This is a genomic window from Modestobacter sp. I12A-02662, from assembly GCF_041028325.1.
Lineage (GTDB): Bacteria > Actinomycetota > Actinomycetes > Mycobacteriales > Geodermatophilaceae > Modestobacter.
Map to the genome: position 1 here is coordinate 116,471 of NZ_JABGDE010000009.1, position 16,816 is coordinate 133,286.

The following is a 16,816-nucleotide window of genomic DNA, read 5'->3' on the forward strand; positions in this document are numbered from 1 at the left end:
ATCGGTGGTCGTTCAGGCGGAGCGCTCGACCGGGCGCAAGCTACCGGCGCCGCTCATCGCCCGTGGTCCCCGGGCCAGGGCGACGGTGCCGGACTGGGCCATCTCCTTGATCCCCAGCGGCGCCAGCACGGCGAGCAGTGCCTGCAGCTTGTCCGGCGTCCCCGTCGCCTCGAGGGTGACGGTGTCGGTGTTGACGTCGATGACCCGGGCGCGGAACAGCTCGGCGGTCTGCAGCACCTGCGACCGGTCGGTCATCGGCGCGCGGACCTTCACCAGCAGGAGCTCGCGCTGGACGGCGGCGTCGCCGTCCAGCTCGACGATCTTGATCACCTCGATGAGCTTGTTCAGCTGCTTGGTGATCTGCTCCAGCGGCGCGGCCTCCGCGTCGGCGACGATCGTCATCCGCGAGAGGTCCGGGTTCTCCGTCGGCCCGACGGCGAGGGACTCGATGTTGAAGCCCCGCCGGCTGAACAGCGCCGAGACGCGGGCGAGGACACCGGACTTGTTCTCGACCAGGACCGAGAAGGTGTGGCGTGGCATCAGATGACCTGCTTCCGTTCCGTGGTCCGGCCCGCTCTCAGGGGCCCGCCGCGAGCCTGCGAGTGGTGGGGGGAGAGGGGGTCCTTCATCAGACTTGTCCGTCGCCGAAGACCGGGCGCACGTCGCGCGCGGCCAGGATCTCGTCGTTGCTCGATCCCGCGGCCACCATCGGCCACACCTGGGCGTCGGAGCCGACGATGAAGTCGATGACCACCGGGGCGTCGTTGATCGCCATCGCCTTCTCGATGACCGAGTCGACGTCGTCCTTGCTCTCGCAGCGCAGCCCCACGCAGCCCAGCGCCTCGGCGAGGGTCACGAAGTCGGGGATGCGGACCCGCTTGGGCGCGTCCGGGGTGCCTTCGGCGCCGTGGGTGTGCAGCTCCGTGTTGGAGTAGCGGCCCTGGTAGAAGAGCGTCTGCCACTGCCGGACCATGCCCAGGTTGCCGTTGTTGATCACCGCGACCTTGATCGGGATGCCCTCGATCGCGCAGGTGGCCAGCTCCTGGTTGGTCATCTGGAAGCAGCCGTCACCGTCGATCGCCCACACCGTGGCGTCCGGGCAGCCGTACTTGGCGCCCATCGCGGCCGGGACGGCGTAGCCCATGGTCCCCAGGCCGCCGGAGTTGAGCCAGGTCATCGGCTTCTCGTACTTGATGAACTGCGCGGCCCACATCTGGTGCTGGCCGACCCCGGAGGCGTAGATCGCCTCGGGCCCGGCGATCGCGCCCAGCCGCTCGATGACGTACTGCGGGGACAGCATCCCGTCCTCGGGCCAGTCGTAGCCCAGCGGGTAACGCGTGCGCCAGTCGTCCAGCTGCTCCCACCACTCGCCCAGCTCGGGCGTGTTCCCGGCGGCGTGCTCGGCCCGCAGCGCGGCGACCAGCTCGATGATCGTCGCCTTGGCGTCGCCCACGATCGGGACGTCGGCCCGGCGGTTCTTCCCGATCTCCGCCGGGTCGATGTCGGCGTGCACGATCTGCGCCTCGGGCGCGAAGCTCGACAGCTTGCCGGTGACCCGGTCGTCGAACCGGGCGCCGAGCGCCACCAGGAGGTCGGCCTTCTGCAGCGCGGTGACCGCGGCGACGGTGCCGTGCATGCCCGGCATGCCCAGGTGCTGCGGGTGGCTGTCGGGGAAGGCGCCGCGGGCCATCAGCGTGGTGACCACCGGGGCGCCGGTGAGCTCGGCGAGCTCGGCCAGCTGCTCGGTCGCGTGCGCCTTCAGCACGCCGCCGCCGACGTAGAGCACCGGGCGCCGGGCGGCGGCGATGAGCGCCGCGGCCTCCCGCACCTGCTTGCCGTGCGGCCGCGTGGTGGGCTTGTAGCCGGGCAGGTCCAGCCGCGGCGGCCAGGCGAAGTCGGTGGTGGCCTGCAGGGCGTCCTTGGCGATGTCCACCAGGACCGGGCCCGGCCGGCCGGTGGACGCCAGGTGGAAGGCCTCGGCGATCGCCTGCGGGATCTCCGCGGCGTCGGTGATCAGGAAGTTGTGCTTGGTGATCGGCATGGTGATGCCGCGGATGTCGGCCTCCTGGAAGGCGTCCGTGCCGATCGCGGCGCTGGGCACCTGGCCGGTGATGGCGACCATCGGCACCGAGTCCATGTAGGCGTCGGCCAGCGGGGTGACCAGGTTGGTCGCGCCCGGGCCGGAGGTGGCCATGCAGACGCCCACCTTGCCGGTGGCCTGGGCGTACCCGGTGGCCGCGTGCCCGGCGCCCTGCTCGTGGCGCACCAGGACGTGCCGGACGGCGGAGTCGAACAGCGGGTCGTACGCCGGCAGGATCGCGCCGCCGGGGATGCCGAAGATCACCTCCACGCCGACCGCCTCGAGGGAGCGGACCAGGCTCTGGGCGCCGGTGATGCCGGTGGCCGGCCGCGGCTTGGCCGAGGTCGTGCGGGCGGTGGTCTCCACCCCGAGGGTGGCCGCCGCGGCGGCCTCGGTCGGCGGGACCGGGACGGCCGGGGCGGGGCCGGCACCGGGGGCTGCGACCGCCGCGGGGCGGGCCGGGGTGGTGGAGCCGGGTGCGGCGGGGCGGCCGGTGCTGCTGGTGGTGCTCATCTCGGACGATCTCCCTGGGCGCGGGGTGAGGTGCTGGCGGACGCCTGTCGCGGTGCCGGTCGGCCGGTCAGGCGTTCCCGGCCAACAAAAAACCCCTCGTGCCGCTGGCACGGAGGGGTGGCGCGTCGGTCGGGAGGGACCGGCGCGCTAGGCGATCGCTACGAGCTGGCGGGTGCTGGGCACCCCGACACTGTGCGCCTCGGACGCCGCCGACGTCAACCACAGCGTCCCACTGTCTGGGAAGCCACCCTTCGGTTCCTGGGACGGCGCGATCAGGGCTGCCGCGGCGCGGGGATGGCGGGCGCCGCGGCGGACGGCTGACCGCCGTCCAGCAGCCCGGCGTCGAACCCGTCGATGAGCGCCGGCAGGTCCGCCGGCGCGGCCGGCCGGCCCAGCAGGTAGCCCTGCAGGAAGCTGCAGCCCAGGTCCCGCAGGACGGCGAGCTGCCCCGCGGTCTCCACGCCCTCGGCCACGACGTCGAAGGACAGCCGGCGGCCGAGCTGGATCACGCTGTGCACGAGTGCCGCGCTGCGCGGGTCGTCCTCGATGCCGGCCAGGAACTCGCGGTCCATCTTCAGCACGTCCACGGGCAGCCGGGCCAGCAGGGCGAAGGTCGAGTAGCCCCGGCCGAAGTCGTCCAGCGAGATGACGCAGCCCAGGTCGTGCAGCGTCTGCAGGTCGCTGTCGGCGCGGTCGGGCTCGGACAGGAACAGCGACTCGGTGACCTCCAGCATCAGCCGGTCCGGCGGGAGTCCGGCCCGGCCCAGGGCCGCGACGACGTCGGGGACCAGGGTGCCCGACTGCAGGTGCCGCACGCTGACGTTGATGCCGAGCCGGAGGTCCAGGCCGCCCCGCAGCAGGCCGGCGAGCTCCGCGGTCGCCTGGTCCAGCACCCAGCGCTCCAGCGGCACGATGAGGCCGTCGTCCTCGGCCAGCGGCACGAACTCCTCCGGCGACACCTCGCCGAGCGTGGGGTGGTCCCAGCGCACCAGCGCCTCCACCCCGAGGACCCGGCGCTCGGCCACGCCCACCACCGGTTGGTAGACCAGCCGCAGCTCGCCCCGGGAGAGGGCGTCGGGCAGGTCGCGCGCCAGCCGGGTGCGCCGGCCGGTGGCGCTGTCGGCCGCCTCCCCGTGCCGTCGCACGCAGCCCTTGCCGGCCGCCTTGGCCGCGCGCAGTGCGAGGTCGGCGTGCCGGATGGTGGTGGGGACGTCGTCGGTCGGGTGCAGCTCGGCGAGGCCGATGCTGCACGAGACGTCGAACACCAGGTCCGGGTCGGCGCCGGGCGTGGGCACCGAGCGGTGCACGCCGGCGAGGTCGGACACGATCCGCTCGGCCAGGGCGCCGGCCTCCGCCACCCCGGCGCGCACGAGGACGGTGAACTCGTCCCCGCCCAGCCGGGCGACCAGGTCCCGGTCGCGCACCGTGGCGCGCAGCCGGTCGGCGACCTCGACCAGCAGGAGGTCCCCCGCCTCGTGGCCGGCGATGTCGTTGACCGCCTTGAACCCGTCGAGGTCCAGCAGCAGCAGGCAGGCGGGGTCGCCGTCGCCCGTCCGGGCGCGGGCGGCCCCCAGCGCGGCCATCAGCCGCGCCCGGTTGGGCAGGTTGGTCAGGTAGTCGGTGTAGGCCAGCCGCTCCAGCTCCCGCGCGCTGGCCCGCCTGTCGTCGGCGTCGCGCAGGTGCAGCACGAGGCCGTCTCCCCCGCGCGGGGTCGCGGGGGGCTCCCCGGGCGTCTGCAGGGCCCCGACGGGGACCACGCGCACCGTCTCGTAGGCCCGCCAGCCGCCGTCCTTGGCGCGCAGCCGGAAGGTCCGCCCGCGGGACTCCTCCGGGTCGGCGGACGGGTCGATGGCGGCCAGCAGCTCCGCCCGGTCGTCCCGGTGCACGAAGTCCTCGAGCGGCCGGCCCTCCAGGTCGCGCGCCGACCAGCCGTGCGGGTGGCTGCCCGCACCGGAGTCCCAGGTGATCCGGCCCCGCTGGTCGAGCACGATCGTGATGTCCGCGGCGCTGTGCACCAGCGAGCGGAAGAAGTCCTCGGCGCGGAGGACCTGGCGGGTGAGCCGCGCGCCGTCGGCGGCCCAGACCAGGGTGCGCGCGAAGGTGAGCACCAGGAGCAGGGCGGCGGCCACCGCCTCGACCGGGTGGATCGGCCGGCCGGCCATCCGGGTGGCGAGCAGCACGAGCACCACCCCGTAGGCGGCGCAGTAGCCGATGACGACGCCGAGCAGCGGCACCGTCCGCCGGTCGCCGTCCTCGGCCGGACCCTGTCCGGGGTCGGCGGCCACCGCGAGCGTGCCGGAGGCGAGCATCGCCAGCCAGGCCAGGCCGGTGAGGACGTCGAGCAGGGCGCCGGGCTGCACCGCGGAGATCGCGCCGCTGACCGTGACGACCGCGACGGAGGCGAAGCACGCGAGCAGCCAGCCCGCGGCGGCCCGCCGCGCGTTGCCGACCCCCGCGAAGGTGACCAGGCCGACCGAGCACAGCAGCACGCCGGCGGCCGGGTACCCGAGCAGCATCAGCGAGTCGGCCGACGAGGTCAGCGGGCCGACCGCGGCGGTGAGGACGACGTGCAGCAGCGCGGCCAGCGCCACGAGGGCGACGACGGCGTCCAGCACCACGCGGGTGCCGATCCGCCCGACCGAGCGGATCAGCCGCAGGCACCCGAACACCGCGAACGGCAGGGCGGTCACCAGGGCGACGTCCTGCGGCCCGGCCTGCGCCGCGTTGACCCCGGTGCCGAGGACGGCGGAGAGCCCCTCCCCCACGGCGAGCAGCGCGGTGAGGACGGCGAAGGACCGCCACGGCCGGGCGGACAGCGGGTCGACGCGACGGCTGTGCCGCAGCACGAGGACGAAGATCGCAAGGGACGCCACCGCGAGCAGCGCCGGACCGGTGTGCCGCGACGCCACCGGCCACGCCAGCTCGGACGCGACGACCGCGACCCCCAGCGCGCCGAGCAGCCCGAGGACCGACCGCCGCGGCCACCGGACCGCGGGCACGGCGAGCAGCGCGGGCGCCGGGACCGCGGCCGTGGTCATCGGACCTGCACCCCGTCCAGCACCGCGGTGCGGCCGGCCGGCGTCCCGCCGACCGCGCCGGGCCACAGGGTGCCCCCGCCGGAGCGGAGCAGCTCCACCAGCACGGGCAGTGGGATCGGCCGGGACAGCAGGAAGCCCTGGGCGTACCCGCAGCCCATCGCGCGCAGGACGGCGAGCTGCCCGGCCGTCTCCACGCCCTCGGCGACGACGTCGACGCGCAGCGCGGCCCCGAGCCCGAGGAGCGCCTCGCAGATCGCGCGGGCGTGCCGGTCGCGGTCCACCCGCGCCAGCAGCGAGCGGTCCAGCTTGATGATGTCGACGGGCAGCCCGCCCGCGCGGGACAGCGTGGGCCGGCTCCCGCCGAGGTCGTCGAGGGCCAGGCGCACGCCCATCAGCCGCAGCGCGGTGACGTCGTCGCTCGCGCCGGGGAGCTCGAACGCCTCCTCCGGCAGCTCGATCACCAGCCGGTCCGCCGGGAGCCCGCCCTCGGCGAGCGCCGCCGCGACGTCGTCCACCAGGGTGCCGGCGGTCATGTGGGCGGGGGCGGCGTTGACCGCGATGTTGATCCCGGGGGCGTGCGCGGAGAGCTGGGCCGACGCGGCGATCGCCTCGCGCAGCACCCAGCGCTGCAGGACGACGACCAGGCCGGCCCGCTCGGCGACGGCCAGGACCTCGTCCGGCGCGACGTCGCCGAGGACCGGGTGCCGCCAGCGCAGCAGCGCCTCGACGCCGGTCACCCGGTGGTCCTCGAGGGAGACCACCGGCTGCCAGAGGACCGTGAGCTCGCGCCGGTCCAGCGCGCCGGCCAGGTCGCCGCGCAACCGGTCCCGGCGGTCCCGCACCGCGCCGAGCTCGGCCCGGTAGCGGCGCACCGAGCCCTCCCCGGCCGCGCGGGCGTCGGCGACGGCCAGCTCGGCGCGGTCGAGCACCTGTTCCTCGGTGAGGTCCCCGCTGAGCGGCACCAGGGCGACGACCGCGGTCAGCTCGACGAACGCCGTCCCGGTGGCGATCGGCGTCTCGATGACCGACAGCAGGCGGTCGGCGAGCCGGTCCGGCTCGTCGCCGGCGCCGGACGCCAGGACGCTGAACTGCTCCGGACCGGTGCTGGCGACGTGGTCGTCGGTGCGCACCGTGGCCCGCAGCCGCCGGGCGACCTCGGCCAGGGCGGCGTCGGTGCCCGCCCGTCCCAGGGCGTCCCGCGCCCCGCCGATCCCGTGCAGCTCCAGCTGCAGGAGCGTGACGTCCGGCCGCTGGGCGGCGAGCAGCTCCCGCAGCGCCGACCGCTGGGCGGCGCAGTTGGGGAGCCCGGTCAGCGGGTCGGTGTAGGCCAGCACGCGCAGCTCGTGCTCGCGGCGGGCCCGGTCGGTGGCGTCGCGGCAGTGCAGCACCAGGCCACGGACGTCGGCGTCCTCGCGCAGGTCGCTGATCCCGGCCTCGAGCACGCGCCAGGTGCCGGCCGCGCCCGGGAACCGGAAGCCGTGCAGCCCGGTGCGCGCGCCGGCGGCGGCGTCGGAGAGCCAGTGCAGGAGGGGGTCGGCGTCGTCCGGGTGGACGACGTCGGCGAGCAGCTGCCCGGTCATCGGCGGCCCGCCGCCCGCCGGCGGCTCGAGGGCCGGCGCGACGCCGGTGATGCGCAGCGCCCCGTCGATGACGAGCGCCGCGTCGTTGCTGGAGCTGGCCAGCGCGCGGTAGTGGGCCTCGCTGCGGCGCAGCCGTTCGGCCGCCCGCGCCTCGCTCCGCCAGAGCAGGGCGAGGACCGTGATGAGCCCGAGGAGGCCGGGGACCGCGAGCATCAGCGGCAGGTGCGCCGGCGCGTCCCCGGGGGCGAGGAGGGGGTCGGCGGCGAGCGGACCGGCCGCGCCCGCGGCCCCGGCCAGCACCGGAACGGCGAGCAGCCAGCCCGCGCGTCGCCACCGGCGGTTCTCCTCCACACCGCAAGGGTCGGCGCAGCGGGCGCGGAACTGCAGCCTCACCCGGGGAGGGCTCACCCGTTCGGGCGGTGCCCTCCCCGAGGTGGACCGGCGGTGCGGATCAGCCGCAGACGGCGCCCGAGGCCGCGGAACCGACGAGCTTGGCGTACTTGCCGAGCACGCCCGTGGTGTACCGCGGCGCCGGCGGCGCCCAGCCCTCGCGGCGCCGGGCCAGCTCGTCGTCGTCGACCAGCAGCTCGAGCGTGCGGGCGGCGAGGTCCAGCCGGATCCGGTCGCCGTCGCGGACGAACGCGATCGGGCCGCCGTCGACCGCCTCCGGCGCGATGTGCCCGACGCACAGGCCGGTGGTGCCGCCGGAGAACCGGCCGTCGGTGAGCAGGAGCACGTCCCTGCCCAGGCCCGCGCCCTTGATCGCGCCGGTCACGGCGAGCATCTCGCGCATGCCCGGGCCACCCCGGGGGCCCTCGTAGCGGATCACGACGACGTCGTCCTTCTCGAGCGTGCCCTCGGTGACGGCGTCCATCGCGCCCTGCTCGCCGTCGAAGACCCGCGCGGTGCCGTCGAAGACGTCGGCGTCGAAGCCGGCGGACTTCACCACGGCGCCGTCGGGGGCCAGCGACCCGCGCAGGATGGTCAGCCCACCGGTCTTGTGGATCGGGTCGTTCATCGCGTGGATGATCGCGCCGTCGGGGTCCGGCGGGGCGATCTCGGCCAGGTTCTCGGCCAGCGTCCGGCCGGTGACGGTGAGCACGTCGCCGTGCAGCAGCCCGGCGTCCAGCAGCGCCCGCATCACGACCGGCACGCCGCCGATCCGGTCGACGTCGGTCATCACGTACCGGCCGAACGGCTTCACGTCGGCCAGGTGCGGGGTGCGGTCGCCGATCCGGTTGAAGTCCTCGAGGGTCAGCTCGACCTCGGCCTCGTGTGCGATGGCCATCAGGTGCAGGACGGCGTTGGTGGAGCCGCCGAGGGCCATCGCGACGGTGATGGCGTTCTCGAACGCCTCCTTGGTCATGATCTGCCGGGCGGTGATGCCCTTGCGGAGCAGGTTGACCACGGCCTCGCCGGAGGCGATGGCGATCGCGTCGCGGCGGGCGTCCGGCGCAGGCGGCGCGGCGCTGCCCGGCAGCGCCATGCCCAACGCCTCGGCGACGCTGGCCATCGTGTTGGCGGTGAACATGCCGCCGCAGGAGCCCATGCCGGGGCAGGCGTTCTTCTCGATGGCGGTGAGCTCGTCCCGGGTGATCTTGCCCGCCGCGCATGCGCCGACGCCCTCGAAGACGTCGATCAGGGTCAGGTCCTTGTCCCCGAGCTTGCCGGGCAGCGTCGAGCCGGAGTAGACGAAGACGCTGGCCAGGTCGAGCCGGGCGGCGGCCATCAGCATGCCGGGCAGGGACTTGTCGCAGCCGGCCAGCAGCACCGAGCCGTCCAGCCGCTCGGCGAACATGACGGTCTCGACCGAGTCGGCGATGACCTCCCGGGACACCAGCGAGGCGCGCATGCCCTCGTGGCCCATGGAGATGCCGTCGGAGACCGAGATGGTGCCGAACTCGAGGGGGTACCCGCCGGCGGCGTGCACGCCCTCCTTCGCCCGCTTGGCGAGCCGGTCCAGCGAGAGGTTGCAGGGGGTGATCTCGTTCCAGGACGACGCGACGCCGATCTGCGGCTTGGCGAAGTCGTCGTCGCCCATCCCGACCGCGCGGAGCATCGCCCTGGCCGGGGCCTTGGCGTCGCCGTCGGTCACCTCGCGGCTGCGGGGCTTGATGTCCACGCCGGGCGCGGCGGTCGTGCTGTCGGAGCGCTCTTCCACGGTCGTCACGTCCCGGGATGGTAGGCCGCCGGACGTCGGCACTCCCGCCGCGCTGCCGGTGCGGGGGGCTGCCGGGGGGTTGCCGGGGTGGGTCGTGGTCATCGCGCTGGTCCTCCAGATCGGTCCGCGGACCGCCGGCGCCAGGAGCCGGCCGGTCCGCTTGCCACCTTGGGGGCGATGTGCCGGGCGGGCAAGGGGCCGGTCATGCTGGTACCAGCACCACCACCGTCCGGAGGAGCAGCGCGTGGACCGGTCGTCGCGGACGGAGCTCGGGGACTTCCTGCGGACCCGCCGGCGGCAGCTCGACCCGAGCGGGCTCGGGGTCCCGGTCAGCGGCTCCCGCCGGACGTCGGGCCTGCGCCGGGAGGAGGTCGCGTTGCTCTCGGGCGTCAGCCACACCTGGTACACGTGGCTGGAGCAGGGCCGGGACATCCGGCCGTCCCGGCAGGTGGTGGACGCCGTCGCGCGCACCCTGCAGATGTCGCCCGCCGAGCACCGGTACGTCCTGCGTCTGGCCGGCCTGGCTGCCGCGCCGGCGACCGACGGCGGCAGCGACCGGCTGCCGGCGCACGCGCAGCGGCTGCTCGACGCGCTGGGGAACTCGCCCGCCTACGTCATCACCCACGACTGGTCCATCGTCGGCTGGAACGCCGCGTACGAGCGCTTCTACCCGGGGGTGGCCACCGCCGCGCCCGCCGACCGCAACCTGCTCTGGGTGGTGTTCACCGACGCCTACGTGCGGGACCTGCTCGGCGACTGGACGACCGACAGCCGGCGTTTCCTGACCCAGTTCCGGGCCGAGGTGGGTGGCCGGGTCCACCACCCGGCCGTCGTGCACCTGGTGGACCGGCTGCAGCAGGTCAGCGAGCACTTCCGGGCCGGCTGGGCGAGTCACGACGTCGACCAGTTCAGCTCCAGCGAGCGGCGGTTCGAGCACCCGGTGGTCGGGAGCCTCCTCCTGGAGCACCACCAGCTGACCCTGGCCGACTCCCCCGACCTGCACCTGGTCGTCTACACCGCGGCCCCGGGATCGGACAGCGCCACCCGGCTGGCCCGGCTCACCAGCAGCTGAACGGCCGCCCTCCCGGCATCTGCGACGATCGGCCGGTGGCTGTCGCCCGGCTGCGGATGAGCCGCACCGCACTCCTCCCCGTCGTCTTCCTCGCGTTCTGCCTCCTGCCGGCGGCGAGCGCCTCCCTCTGGCTGCTGGTGCTGCTGGTCGTCCCGGTCGTGCTGGCCGCGTGGGTGCTCCGGGTCGGCGTCGACCTCGGCGAGGACGGCGTCACGGTGCGCTCGCTGGTCGCCGCGCGCACGGTGCCCTGGGCCGAGGTGTCCGGCATCCGGGTGGGCGAGCGGAGCGACCTGTGGCTGGTGACCACGGCCGGCACGCAGCTGCGCATGCCGGTCCTCCGCCCGCGCGACCTGCCGCGGATAAGCGCGCTGACGAACGGCCGCATCCCCGCGCCGTAGCGGCCTCGGCCGGCTCAGTACTCGCTGACGACGTTGACCAGATCCTCCCCCGCGAGCACCCGCTCCAGCTGGCCGGTGACCGCGGCCGCGGCGCGGGCGTCGGTACCGGGCACGGCGCCGGCCACGTGCGGGGTCAGCAGCAGGTTCGGCGCCGACCACAGCGGATGGCCGGCCGGCAGCGGCTCGGGGTCGGTCACGTCCAGCGCGGCCCGCAGCCGGCCCGACCGCAGCTCGGCGAGCAGCGCGCCGGTGTCGACCACCACGCCGCGGGCGGCGTTCACCAGCAGGGCGCCGTCCGCCATCGCGGCCAGGAACGCGGCGTCCACCATGCCGGTGGTCTGCGGCGTGACCGGCACGATCAGCACGACGACGTCGGCGTGCGGGAGGAGCTGCGGGAGCTCCGCGAAGCCGTGCACGCCCTCCCGCGCGGTGCGCGCCACCCACGTGAGCTCGACGTCGAAGCCGGCGAGCATCCGGCCGATCGCGCGGCCGATGTCCCCGGCGCCGACCATCAGCACCCGGGCGCCCACCATCGAGTGGTCGGTGCGCGGCGACCAGCGCCCGGCGTCCTGCTCGCGGGTGAAGTGCGGGATTCCGCGCTGCGCGGCGAGCATCGCGGCCACCGCCCACTCGGCGGTGGAGGGGGTGTGCGCGCCTCGGGCGTTGCACAGCCACACCCCCTCGGGCAGCCGGCCGACGAACTGCTCCGCGCCGGCGCTCGTCAGCTGCACCAGCCGCAGCTCCGGGAGGGCGTCGAGCACCCCGTCGGGCAGCGCGGCCCCGCCCTGCGGCACGAGGACCTGCGCGCGGGCGGCCTCGCCGGTGGGCGGCCCGTCCGCCGGGTCGAAGCGGTGCGCCCGCACCCGCGGGGAGAGGGCCTCGACCGCCTCGGCCAGGGCGGTGGAGGGCACGAGCACGCGCAGCGTCTCGTCGGGACCGAGTTCCAGCGTGGGCACGGCTCCGGACCCTAGGCCGCGGCCGACCGCCCGGTCCGCGCCGGCCCGTACTGTGGCTCCCGTGGGACGGCGGACGACGGCGACCCGGGGCCGGGTGGCGGCCGGCCTGCTCGGCTGCCTGCTGCTGACCGCCTGCGGCGGCGGCTACGAGCCCGCCGGGCCGTTCCGCGAGCTGCCGCAGGGCCAGCCGCCGCAGGTCGGCCCGCCCAGCGAGAGCTCCCCCGCCCAGGTGCCCGGCGACCCCTCGACCCCCGGCACCCAGGACGAGCAGGACGGCGACCCGAACGTCGTGGCCAGCGGGCTCACCGTGCCGACCGGCGTGGTGGTGCTGCCCGACGGGACGGCGGTGGTCGGCGAGCGGGACACGGGCCGGCTGCTGCAGGTGTTCCCCGACCGTTCGCCCGCCCGCGAGCTGATGACCGTGCCGGTCGACACCGGCGGGGACGGCGGGCTGCTGGGGCTGGCGCTCTCGCCCACGTACACCGAGGACGGGCTGTTCTACGCCTACGTGTCCACGGCCACCGACAACCGGGTGGTCCGGTTCCCGCTCGGCGGCACCCCCAACACGGTGGTCCCCGGGATCCCGCGGGGCGAGGTGCACAACGGCGGCGGGCTGGTCTTCGGCCCGGACGGCACGCTGTACGTCGGCACCGGCGACACGGGGAACGCCGCGCTGGCCGGGGACCCGGCGTCGCTGGCCGGCAAGGTCATCGCGGTCGACGTGTTCGGCCAGCCGGTGGGCACCAGCGGCCCGGTGTTCTCCCGGGGGCACCGCGACGTGCCGGCCCTGTGCCTGGGCGGCGACGGCCGGGTGTACGCCACCGACGACGCCCTGGACGGGCCCGACGAGCTGGCCGCGGTCACCTCCGGCGCGGACCACGGGCCCGGCGGGAGCGAGCCGGTCCTCGAGGTGCCCGCGGCGGACGGCGGGCTGGGCGGCTGCGCCGTCGCCGGGACCACGGTCTTCCTCGGCGCGCTCGACGGGGAGCAGGTGCACGTCGTCGAGCTCGACGGCACCGGGACGCCGGTCGGCGAGCCCGAGTCGCTCCTGGACGGGCAGTACGGGCGGCTGCGCAGCCTGGCGCTGGACACCGAGGGCGCGCTGTGGATCACCACGTCCAACCGGGACGGGATCGGTTCCCCCGCCGACGACGACGACGACAAGGTCCTGCGCATCCTGCCGCCGTCATCGGACTCGGGTTCGGCCCTCTAACCGGCCCGGGTGAACCGGTGGACGACGTGGTCCCGCGGGTCGATCGGGTTGTCCGGTTCCATCTCCCCCGCCGCGTACCAGGTCCCGCCGGCACGCTGCAGCGCCCGCCACGACCGCTCGTTGCCGAGCGCGACCGGGACCAGCACGTCGTGGGCGTCCGGGTGGTCGGCGAACCCGCGGGCGACGGCAGCAGCGATCAGCGCGGCACCGAGGCCGCGGCCGCGGGCGCTGGGCTCCCCGACCAGGTAGTCGATGCTCAGCGCGCCGGGCGGGACGGCGCAGACCGGCGCGAACTCCTCGACGTACTCGGGGTAGGCCTCGATCGGGTAGACCTGCACCAGCCCGAACGGCTCGCCGTCGGAGACCCCCAGGTGGATCTCGGCGGGGTCGGTGCCGTCGACGCTCGGGCCGAAGTCCTTCTCCACGGCCTCGGGGCTGGGGTCGTGATCCCACCACCGCGCCACCAGCGGCTCGGCGAGCCACCGGGAGATCAGCGGGAAGTCCGCCCGCCGGAGCGGGCGCAGCTCGACCGGGGGCAGCGCCACAGCCGGGAAGGCTAGGCGCTGCCGCCCCGGATCAGGAAACGACTATCCGCTCCTCGAGCATCCGCTTGACCGTCGCGGCGTCGGCCTTGCCGCGGGTGGTCTTCATGACCGCACCCACCAGCGCGCCCAGCGCCTGGACCTTGCCGGCCTGCACCTTGGCGACGACGTCCGGGGCGCCCGCGATCGCCGCGTCGACCGCGGCGACGAGCTCGTCGGACTCCCCCATGACCGCCAGGCCGCGCGCCTGGACCACCTGGGCCGGGCTCCCCTCGCCGGCCAGCACGCCGTCCAGGGCCTGCCGGGCCAGCTTGTCGTTGATCGTGCCGTCGGCGACCAGCCGGGTCAGCTCCGCGACCTGCGCCGGGGTCACCGCCAGCCCGGTGAGCTCCACGCCGGCGTCGTTGGCCCGGCGGGCCAGCTCGCCGAGCCACCACTTGCGGGCCTCGGCCGGGCTCGCCCCCGCGGCCACGGTGTCCTCCACCAGGCCGAGCGCCCCGGCGTTGACCAGCCAGGTCATCTCGGTGGGCGGCAGCCCCCACTCCTGCTGCAGCCGCGCGCGGCGCGCGGCCGGCAGCTCGGGCAGGTCCGCGCGGAGCTTCTCCACCCACTCGGCGTCCGGGGCGATCGGCACCAGGTCCGGCTCGGGGAAGTACCGGTAGTCGGTGGCCTCCTCCTTGCTGCGCCCGGGAGAGGTGGAGCCGGTGTCCTCGTGGAAGTGCCGGGTCTCCTGCAGCACGCGCCCGCCGTCGTCCAGGACGGCGGCCTGGCGGCGCATCTCGAACCGGACGGCGCGCTCGACCGACCGCAGCGAGTTCACGTTCTTGGTCTCGGTGCGGGTGCCCCACTCGAGGCTGCCGGCCGGCGCCAGCGACGTGTTCACGTCGCAGCGCAGGCTGCCCTGCTCCATGCGCACGTCGGAGACGCCGAGCGCCTGGACGATGTCCCGCAGCTCGGCGACGTAGGCCCGCGCGACCTCCGGCGCCTTGGCCCCCACGCCGGGGACCGGGCGGGTGACGATCTCGACCAGCGGGATGCCGGCCCGGTTGAAGTCGACCAGCGAGTGGTCGGCGCCGTGGATGCGGCCGGTCGCCCCCCCGACGTGCAGGTTCTTGCCGGTGTCCTCCTCGAGGTGCACCCGCTCGATCTCCACGCGGTAGGTCTCGCCGTCGACCTCGACGTCCAGGTGCCCGGCGGTGCACAGCGGCTCGTCGTACTGGCTGGTCTGGAAGCCCTTGGGGATGTCCGGGTAGAAGTAGTTCTTCCGGGCGAAGCGGCACCAGCTGGCGATCCGGCAGCCCAGCGCCAGCCCGATCCGGATGGTGGCCTCGATCGCTGCGGCGTTGGCCACCGGCAGCGAGCCGGGCATCCCCAGGCAGACCGGGCAGGTCTGGGTGTTGGGCTCGGCGCCGAAGGTGGTTGCGCAGCCGCAGAACATCTTCGACGCGGTGCCCAGCTCGACGTGGGTCTCCAGCCCGATGACCGGTTCGTAGCGGGCGACGACGTCGTCGAACTCGACCAGGCGGTCGCCTGTCGTTGTGGTCACTTGCGCTCCCCGGGCGAGGACGAGCTGGGCGGCACCGTGCGGAACACGAGAACGGCTGCCGTGCCGGTGAGCACGCCCAGGATGACGAAGATCGCGAAGACGGACCGGCCGGTGACGGCCCAGCCGACGATGCCCACCACGATCACGAACAGGGTCAGCGCCCACGCGGCCTTCAGCGGGCCGCTCATGCCCGCACCCCCGCCGCGGTGGGCAGCTCGTCGAGCAGCCGGTGGCCGCGGGCGGCGTCCTGCGCGGCCTCGAGCGCGGCGGCGACCCGGTAGCAGCGGTCGTCGGAGAGCGCCGGGGCCATGATCTGCAGACCGACGGGCAGCCCCTCGGACAGGCCGCTGGGGACCGAGATCGCCGGCAGCCCGGCGAGACTGGCCGGCAGGGTGCACAGGTCGGCGGCGTACATCGCCAGCGGGTCGTCGACCCGGGCGCCGAGCGGGAACGCGACGCTGGGGGTGGTCGGGCTGACCAGCACGTCCACCCTGTCGAAGGCGGCGGTGAAGTCCCGGGTGATCAGCGTCCGCACCTTCTGCGCCTGGCCGTAGTAGGCCTCGTAGTAGCCGCTGGACAGGGCGTAGGTGCCCAGGATGATGCGGCGCTTGACCTCCGGCCCGAAGCCCTGCTCCCGGGTGAGCGCCATGACCTCGTCGAGGTCGCGGCTGCCGTCGTCGCCGGCCCGCAGACCGAAGCGCATCCCCTCGTAACGGGCCAGGTTGCTCGACGCCTCGCTGGGCGCGATGAGGTAGTAGGCCGGCAGGGCCAGGTCGAAGGAGGGGCAGGAGACCTCGACGACGTCCGCGCCGAGCGCTGCGAGGCGCTCGATCGCCTCGCGGGTGCGGGCGAGCACGCCGGGCTCGTAGCCGTCGGTGTGCCCCTCGCCGCCGAGCTCGCGGACGACGCCGACCTTGACCCCGCGCAGGTCGCCCTCGGCGCCGGCCCGGGCGGCCGCGGCCAGCGGCGGGACCGGAGCGTCGATGCTGGTGGAGTCGCGCGGGTCGTACCCGGCGATCACCTCGTGCATCAGCGCCGCGTCCAGCACGGTGCGGGCCATCGGGCCGGCCTGGTCGAGGCTGGAGGAGAAGGCGATGAGCCCGTAGCGGGACACCGCGCCGTAGGTCGGCTTGTGGCCCACCAGCCCGGTCACCGCGGCCGGCTGCCGGATGGAGCCGCCGGTGTCGGTGCCGATCGCCCACGGCGCCAGGTGCCCGGCGACGGCGGCGCTGGACCCGCCGGAGGAGCCGCCCGGGATGCGGGAGGGGTCCCACGGGTTGCGGGTGACCTGGTAGGCCGAGTTCTCGGTGGAGGACCCCATCGCGAACTCGTCCATGTTGGTCTTGCCGAGCAGGACGGTGCCGGCGTCGGCGAGGCGGCAGGCGATGGTGGCGCTGTAGGGCGGCCGCCAGCCCTCGAGGATCTTCGAGCCGCTCGTCGTCGGCACGCCCTCGGTGACCACGAGGTCCTTGAGCGCGACCGGGACGCCGGCCAGCGGACCCAGCTCGGCACCACCGCTGCGCGCCTCGTCGACGGCAGCCGCGGAGGCCAGCGCGGCGTCGGGGTCGACGTGCAGGTAGGAGCCGAGCTCGCCGTCCTCGGCGCCGATGCGGTCCAGGTGGGCGCGGGTCACGTCGACGGCGCTGACGTCGCCGGCGGTGAGCAGCCGGGAGAGCTCGGCGACGTCGTGGGTGGTGAGCTGCCCGTCGCTCATCGC

The 16,816-nt window shown here is 75.2% G+C and carries 13 protein-coding genes; 3 read left to right on the forward strand and 10 right to left on the reverse strand.

Annotated features, from left to right (window positions below):
• Positions 1-12 precede the first annotated feature (12 nt).
• The 5 genes from ilvN to ilvD all read right to left on the reverse strand — a co-directional run bounded on the left by ilvN (position 13) and on the right by ilvD (position 9,333).
• Entirely contained in the window at positions 13-540 is a 528-nt protein-coding gene (ilvN, locus tag HL189_RS14835) for an acetolactate synthase small subunit (RefSeq protein ID WP_369134474.1), read from the reverse strand.
• An 88-nt stretch (positions 541-628) separates the two neighbouring features.
• Complete coding sequence (locus HL189_RS14840; protein WP_369134475.1) at positions 629-2,593, reverse strand: acetolactate synthase large subunit; 1,965 nt, start codon at positions 2,591-2,593, stop codon at positions 629-631.
• 272 nt (positions 2,594-2,865) lie between these two features.
• Positions 2,866-5,631, reverse strand: a complete 2,766-nt coding sequence (locus HL189_RS14845) for an EAL domain-containing protein (RefSeq protein WP_369134476.1) — start codon at positions 5,629-5,631, stop codon at positions 2,866-2,868.
• Positions 5,628-7,562 carry a putative bifunctional diguanylate cyclase/phosphodiesterase gene (locus HL189_RS14850; protein WP_369134477.1) on the reverse strand — a complete coding sequence of 645 codons (1,935 nt, stop codon included), beginning with the start codon at positions 7,560-7,562 and terminating at the stop codon, positions 5,628-5,630. The genes HL189_RS14845 and HL189_RS14850 overlap by 4 nt, the downstream gene beginning before the upstream one ends.
• A 100-nt stretch (positions 7,563-7,662) precedes the next feature.
• Entirely contained in the window at positions 7,663-9,333 is a 1,671-nt protein-coding gene (gene ilvD, locus HL189_RS14855) for a dihydroxy-acid dehydratase (RefSeq protein ID WP_369134604.1), read from the reverse strand.
• A 283-nt stretch (positions 9,334-9,616) separates the two neighbouring features.
• Between ilvD and HL189_RS14860 the strand changes: the two genes are divergently transcribed.
• The gene (locus tag HL189_RS14860) at positions 9,617-10,444 is read left to right on the forward strand and encodes a helix-turn-helix transcriptional regulator (protein ID WP_369134478.1); all 828 of its coding nucleotides are present in this window, start codon (positions 9,617-9,619) and stop codon (positions 10,442-10,444) included.
• 35 nt (positions 10,445-10,479) lie between these two features.
• Positions 10,480-10,842 (forward strand): PH domain-containing protein, encoded by a 363-nt coding sequence (locus tag HL189_RS14865; RefSeq protein WP_369134479.1) that lies wholly within the window; start codon positions 10,480-10,482, stop codon positions 10,840-10,842.
• A gap of 14 nt (positions 10,843-10,856) precedes the next feature.
• On the opposite strand, the gene HL189_RS14870 is transcribed toward HL189_RS14865, so the two are convergent.
• Positions 10,857-11,798 (reverse strand): 2-hydroxyacid dehydrogenase, encoded by a 942-nt coding sequence (locus HL189_RS14870; protein WP_369134480.1) that lies wholly within the window; start codon positions 11,796-11,798, stop codon positions 10,857-10,859.
• Between the two features lie 61 nt (positions 11,799-11,859).
• On the opposite strand from HL189_RS14870, the gene HL189_RS14875 reads away from it, so the two are divergent.
• On the forward strand, positions 11,860-13,011 hold the full coding sequence (locus tag HL189_RS14875; protein WP_369134481.1) for a sorbosone dehydrogenase family protein: 1,152 nt from the start codon (positions 11,860-11,862) through the stop codon (positions 13,009-13,011).
• Here HL189_RS14875 and HL189_RS14880 read toward each other — a convergent pair.
• From HL189_RS14880 to gatA, 4 genes are read right to left on the reverse strand one after another with little or no spacing between them, the layout of a single operon-like run.
• Positions 13,008-13,556 carry a GNAT family N-acetyltransferase gene (locus HL189_RS14880; RefSeq protein ID WP_369134482.1) on the reverse strand — a complete coding sequence of 183 codons (549 nt, stop codon included), beginning with the start codon at positions 13,554-13,556 and terminating at the stop codon, positions 13,008-13,010. The genes HL189_RS14875 and HL189_RS14880 overlap by 4 nt on opposite strands.
• A 31-nt stretch (positions 13,557-13,587) precedes the next feature.
• Complete coding sequence (gene gatB / locus HL189_RS14885; RefSeq protein WP_369134483.1) at positions 13,588-15,099, reverse strand: Asp-tRNA(Asn)/Glu-tRNA(Gln) amidotransferase subunit GatB; 1,512 nt, start codon at positions 15,097-15,099, stop codon at positions 13,588-13,590.
• Positions 15,096-15,287, reverse strand: a complete 192-nt coding sequence (locus HL189_RS14890) for a hypothetical protein (RefSeq protein WP_369134484.1) — start codon at positions 15,285-15,287, stop codon at positions 15,096-15,098. Before HL189_RS14890 ends, gatB begins: the two co-directional genes overlap by 4 nt.
• The gene (gene gatA, locus HL189_RS14895) at positions 15,284-16,813 is read right to left on the reverse strand and encodes an Asp-tRNA(Asn)/Glu-tRNA(Gln) amidotransferase subunit GatA (protein WP_369134485.1); all 1,530 of its coding nucleotides are present in this window, start codon (positions 16,811-16,813) and stop codon (positions 15,284-15,286) included. Before gatA ends, HL189_RS14890 begins: the two co-directional genes overlap by 4 nt.
• Between the last annotated feature and the right edge of the window lie 3 nt (positions 16,814-16,816).

What these genes read in the sequence shown, in the direction of transcription:
- ilvN (WP_369134474.1), bottom strand. Translation starts at nt 540, where the DNA reads ATGCCACGCCACACCTTCTCGGTCCTGGTCGAGAACAAGTCCGGTGTC.
- HL189_RS14840 (WP_369134475.1), bottom strand. Translation starts at nt 2,593, where the DNA reads ATGAGCACCACCAGCAGCACCGGCCGCCCCGCCGCACCCGGCTCCACC.
- HL189_RS14845 (WP_369134476.1), bottom strand. Translation starts at nt 5,631, where the DNA reads ATGACCACGGCCGCGGTCCCGGCGCCCGCGCTGCTCGCCGTGCCCGCG.
- HL189_RS14890 (WP_369134484.1), bottom strand. Translation starts at nt 15,287, where the DNA reads ATGAGCGGCCCGCTGAAGGCCGCGTGGGCGCTGACCCTGTTCGTGATC.
- gatA (WP_369134485.1), bottom strand. Translation starts at nt 16,813, where the DNA reads ATGAGCGACGGGCAGCTCACCACCCACGACGTCGCCGAGCTCTCCCGG.